This is a genomic window from Trichothermofontia sp., assembly GCF_053493415.1.
Window position 1 is genome coordinate 1 of the sequence record NZ_JBRCAD010000044.1, and the last position, 5,581, is coordinate 5,581.

The 5,581-nt window shown below is 50.9% G+C and carries 4 protein-coding genes and 1 tRNA gene; 2 read left to right on the forward strand and 3 right to left on the reverse strand.

Annotation, left to right across the window (positions count from 1 at the left end; all coding sequences use genetic code 11):
- The coding region (locus ACWIUF_RS04235; protein WP_448570990.1) for an N-acetylmuramoyl-L-alanine amidase family protein at positions 1–587 on the forward strand (587 nt) is incomplete at its 5' end.
- A 63-nt stretch (positions 588–650) separates the two neighbouring features.
- Here the strand turns inward: ACWIUF_RS04235 and ACWIUF_RS04240 are convergent.
- On the reverse strand, positions 651–1,340 hold the full coding sequence (locus ACWIUF_RS04240; RefSeq protein WP_448570991.1) for a metal-binding protein: 690 nt from the start codon (positions 1,338–1,340) through the stop codon (positions 651–653).
- 113 nt (positions 1,341–1,453) lie between these two features.
- Between ACWIUF_RS04240 and ACWIUF_RS04245 the strand changes: the two genes are divergently transcribed.
- Positions 1,454–1,525 (forward strand) — tRNA-Val (locus ACWIUF_RS04245).
- Positions 1,526–1,552: 27 nt separating this feature from the next.
- Here the strand turns inward: ACWIUF_RS04245 and cas3 are convergent.
- Positions 1,553–4,222, reverse strand: coding sequence for a CRISPR-associated helicase Cas3' (gene cas3 / locus ACWIUF_RS04250; protein ID WP_448570993.1), 2,670 nt, complete (start codon positions 4,220–4,222; stop codon positions 1,553–1,555).
- A 91-nt stretch (positions 4,223–4,313) separates the two neighbouring features.
- The coding region (locus ACWIUF_RS04255) for a S1 family peptidase (protein ID WP_448570994.1) at positions 4,314–5,581 on the reverse strand (1,268 nt) is incomplete at its 5' end.

Sequence of the window (5,581 nt, forward strand, 5' to 3'; positions counted from 1 at the left end):
CCGCCACCCTGCCCCCCACCGGATCGTTACCCCGCGTTCCCAGTGGCCGGGTGATCGTGGTCATTGATCCGGGGCATGGAGGACCTGATCCAGGGGCGGTTGGGATTGGCAATATCTATGAGAAAAACATTGTGCTGGATATCTCCCGTCAGGTGGCTGCGATTCTGCAACAGCAGGGAGTGCAGGTGGTGATGACGCGATCGGACGATCGCGATCTCGATTTAGAACCACGGGTACAAATTGCCGAACGGGCTAATGCGACGGCGTTTGTGAGCATCCACGCCAATGCAATTAGTATGAGCCGCCCGGAGGTGAATGGGGTGGAGACCTATTACTATGTTTCGGGCTTGCCGTTGGCCCAGGCCATCCATAGCAGCATTTTGCAAAGTGGGTTGGGGATGCGCGATCGCGGGGTACGACAGGCGCGGTTTTACGTCATCCGGCGCACGTCGATGCCTGCCGTGTTAGTGGAAACGGGGTTTGTGACGGGGGCTGAAGATGCCCCTCGGCTGGCCGATCCCAATTTCCGCAGTCGGATGGCGGTGGCGATCGCCCGTGGGATTCTTAATTATTTTCAAGGGCGTTAGGAGAGGGAAGAGAAAAGAGAAAAGAGAAAAGAGAAAAGAGAAAAGAGGTGACTGGGTACTCCCTCACCATCCCTGGGGGGAATAAGCGGTCAAGGAAGCAGGAACAGTGGCTGATCTGACCGGGTGCGAAGCCGGCGGTAGGGCCAAAAATTTGTGGGGAGAGACCCGCCGTACTTGGGGAAAGGCCGTTTGCGGTGATTGTCGCGGGTGGGCTTTATTTTTTTTTAGGCGCTTATAGGCGGAACCCAGCCAATCACTCAGGCTATGGCTCATTGCGCCGATCTCCAAACCGATGAAAAGCGCGATCGCCTCTAGGGGGTGTTGTTGCAGCGTCGTCAGATAGGTGTGGGTAATCCCTGATAACTGTTGCTGAAGTAGGGCTTGCCAGTATTGGGTGCCGACAAAGTATTGATAGGCGATCGCCCAAAGGGTGAGGCCCACTAACCCAATCAGGGCAATGCAGCCCATGAGATAGGCTAACCGCAGGAGGGTACCGATCAGGAAACCGTGGGTCCAAATGGCCCGGTGGCGGAGACTTTTTTGGTACGGCAACCAAAGCCAGCGCAACCAGCCCCAGCGTTTATATTGGCGCGATCGTGTGTCCAGATCGGGACCAAACATGAGGCCACTGAAGAGGAATCCCCCGGCGACGAGGAGGGTCAAGTTACCATTACGGGTAGCCCCCAGGGTGAAGCCGACGATAAGCGGCAAACTCCAGAGGGTAATGCGATCGTGGGTTTGACCTAGGGGCATAGGGGCACTCGGCAATTTGCTGTCGCTATGATAACGCCAACTTTTCGGATTGCGGTATGCTTCGGGTGCTAAGGTTTGCTACAATGACCTAGCGCAAGCAACATTACGCACAAGGGCGATTAGCTCAGCGGTAGAGCGCCTGCCTTACAAGCAGGATGCCACTGGTTCAAATCCAGTATCGCCCATCTCCTAAAACCCTTATCGAGCCGTTTTTAGCGGTGTAGTTGTACTGATCGTTGGTCGCACAGTCGTAATGCCCGCACGATGAGTAAATACAGATGTTGGTAGACCTCCGCCTCTGGGTTAGGGAAGTGGGTAAGTTCCATGTCGGTGACGGGGTATATCTGTTCCTTAAGGGTCACCAGGGGTAAGTTCAAGGTCTGGGGTAGAAATCGGGCTAAATTACGCCAACTTTGCCGAATAGCCTGCGATGCGTCGGGATGTAGTGTGAGCTGTCGAATTTTGGCCACATCTGCCGTACTCCACCCGCCTGCCCAAGCCGAATGGTGCCGCCCGATCGCGAGTAGGACGACATCCATTAACCCATCTACCTGATCGGGAGTCGCTTGAAAGTGTGTTTCTAGTAACGGGGCTAGGGATTGGTCCAACAATTCCCAGGCTAAAAACGCACCTTCTACCGCATGGTTAGGACGCCGATGGGTTTTCTCGAAGGCTTTCAGTGCTCGCTTTTGTTCAGGCTCGTCCGGGTTGTAGTCTGTGTGGGCTAAAAGGTGTTGTTTCGGATCACGGCCCCCAAATTGGGCATGGGCGATCGCCTGCCATCCGCGCATCACCCGTTGCCATGACCCCTGCAATTTACCTAGGTCATGCATCAAGACTGCCAAAAAGACCAAGACTTCAAATAAAGCTTCCGCTTCTTCAGAACTGGCGTCGGGGAAAATTTGCTGCTGAATGAGTTGTCTCCCGATCGGTAGTAGCTCCGATCGGACACTCCCATAGGCATCCCATTGTTTAGGGTTATCGATATTCGGCTGCAAAGGGAAGGCTTCGCGCCAACACCTCCACATCAATACCAAATGTCCCACATAAGTATCCATGCGATAAGCATATTCACTCCGACGAGTGGTTACTGTCCTCAGTGGCGATCGAAACGCACCGGAACTATCGACGTTGAGTATTAACCCTACTTGGGCATCATAATGTGCATAACGAGGATTTACCAAAATGCGAAAGCTGGCCTTAAGCTGGGTGATCGAAGTAATGGGCACACATACGGGCTGACTATAGGTTTCTGCTTTGATCCTGGGTACTTTAATCTCCTTGAAAATATAATTAATGCCACGTTCAATTTCGGTCAGCCGCTGAAAAATGGCACACAACATTGATAGGGGCACTGAAAATGCGGTTAGTTTGTGGGGATCAATCTCAACCTCAGCATCGCCATCAAAAACGGCTGAACCCGAATCGGCGATATAAATACTACGACTGTCGATTGCGCGAATTAAATGTTGTCGTGCTTCAGTTTGACCGTGGAAAAAGGCAGTCAGAAAGTTTTTCCGGAACTCAGCTTGATCATTTTGTCGTCGCTGCCAATGCTGGGCATCCTCAAGGGTATGCACCCGATTGATCCATTCGCTCTCAATCCCATAGTCCACGGGCTGTTCGGTTAATCCCGCCTGGGTGTGTGCTTGCAAAACTGCCCAAGTTGATTCACACAAATCTCGCGAATAGGGCGGAAAACTACGGGGTTCTGACGCTCCCTCCGTTGAGGCTACCCCTACCTCGGTCTCATACTCAAATTCATCATATACTGCGACAATCCGCCCCACTGCGAGCGAACGATACACATATACTTCCCCAGTTTCCATCGCAAACCGCGCACATCGTCCGGCCCGCTGCAATAGTGCATTCATTGGGCATAACTGGGTATGTAAGACTTCGCTGGTGATATTCAGCCCGGCCTCGACCACCTGGGTGGCAATCAATACATGGCATTGACCCGTTCGGGACCAGCCCTGGCCAAATTCTGCTTGTAAATACTGTTCTTTTTGAGCGCGATCGTCCGGTAAAAACCGTGAATGTAACAATGTTAGATGGAGTTGATTCTTTTGATCGAGTTCGCGCATCTCATGATAAAGTCCTTGGGCCTGCATAACCGTATTACAGATGATCAGGACCCGTTGGCGATCGCGGGCAATAATATCATCCCAAATCGTGGCGGCTGACAAGGGGCAAAGCATGGCTCGAAACGTCCGCCTGCGTCCCTGTTGCAATCTAGCTAATTCGGTTACGGATACCTTAATAAACTGATCCCAATGGCCATCAATATTAGCTGCTAAATCGTCTGTTAAGGTTGCCGTCATTAACAGGAAACGGGCGATTCCCTTCACTCGTCGTAGGAGTTCTAGCAGGGTTGTAAAGGCTCGCTCAGGATCTAATAAATGTAACTCATCAAAGACTAAATAGGCTGCAAAAATTGCACCTGCATTCACATTGGCTGACCCTCGCCCCAATGAGTAGGGAACCTGTAAAAAGCTACTTAAGAGTTGATCGATCGTGCAAAAGACAATATCCCCTTCAAAACGCGGATCTTCCGGATTTTCGCCCGTCTGCAAGGTCACGACTAAACGCCGTGGCTCTGGGAAGTGAATCTGCCATCGTTCTATTAACGGCCTTGCCCGTTGCCGCAAACTATTGGCCAGGGTTCGTAGTGGTACGACATAAATGAGTTTGCGGGGAAATGCAACTCCCATTGCTTGCGCCAGGAGGAAGGGGGCGATCGCAGCCTCGGTTTTCCCAGAACCCGTGGGTGCGCGCAGTAAGACATCCTGCCCCTGGAGCAGTGCTGCGATCGTTTGTTGCTGAAACGGTTGTGGCCGGAAGGTTGTTAATTGTTCAAAATAGGTTTCCAGGGTGGTCATGCTCAGATGAATTTATCGAATTCTTTTGAAAAGTATTGCATCTTGGTCAAAAGTGGCTGAGCGGGTCGTAAAGAATGTAAACTTTATGAAACTAAAAAGGAACTTGAAAGAGCCTACGGCTACGACTATCTTCTTGAATTTGCAAAACTAGACCCTGAGGATGATTTTCAATCCACCGCCGATCGGAAAACGTCACTGTCATCCATAGTGTTCTACCTGGATCAATAATCATTCCTCGCGCATTGGGATTAGGTGATCTAGGTGTACGATCGACGTTTACACGAGCAGTCACACGATCGCCGTTGGCATCAAAGACTCTAGCGTTGACTGGCATCGAGAGGAAGGTGCGATCAGCATTGTTCTGAATATAAAACTGGGCAATATAGGTTCCACTTGTATTGAGTAGGGCACAGTAGAAAGCGATTGTAACACCATTGACCGTTTGGCTACCACGGAGATTTCTGTAGATCCCCCAAGGGATATTTGTTGGGCATGTTATTAATTGGTCCCGACGTTCTTGGTCCCGACGTTCTTCTGGTGGAGGAATCTTATCTAAAAATGAATTAACGGGAATGCCAATCTTATAAGCCCTCCGATTTGGACCTGCTGGATCTGGTGGTAGATTCTCACTTTGCCCATGAATAGCAATAATTTTACCGGCACTATCCAGAACTGGGCCACCACTGAACCCAGCACTAGTTTCGTTGGTATATAGGATCGAGTATCCCCCCTCTAAGGGGCTTGGTTGCCGACCAGCGACCTGACCAACCGTCAAGACGTAGAAGGCCGGTACGCCGGGACTCGGCTCAGGGTAGCCAGCCACATAAACACTCGATGTTGAGCTAACCTGGTCCGGGTTACCAAATTCAGAACGGGCATCAGAACGGGCAGTTGTATAGGACCTGTTACTCTCAAACTCCAGGATCGCAACGTCAAGCCCTGCAATTTGTTGAACGGATTGCTGATTAAAGGGATGTCGTTGGCCATCAGGCGTTTGGATCGTGTGGCACCAGTCATCACCATATTGAACCACGTGCCATGCAGTTAGCACGCGATAAGTGTTGCCCTGACGATCGTAAATAATACCTGATCCCGGTGAGGGGCAATCAATCAAAACAGTAAAGCTTTTGGCTTTTGCTTCAATAACTCCGGGTGCTGGTCGTCTGCGAGGAAAAATGGCTAAGGCTTGCGGCTCGTTAATCACGATCGGAGAAGCAATAAACCAGAAGTGTTGAATCCAGATATAAAACTTTACACTTGAGGGTGCGAGAGTCATACAAGCGTTTCTGGAAGCAAATCGTAGCTCCAATGGACGAGCGAACAGCGACGGCTGAGTTCTAGTTGCAAATAGCGAAACTT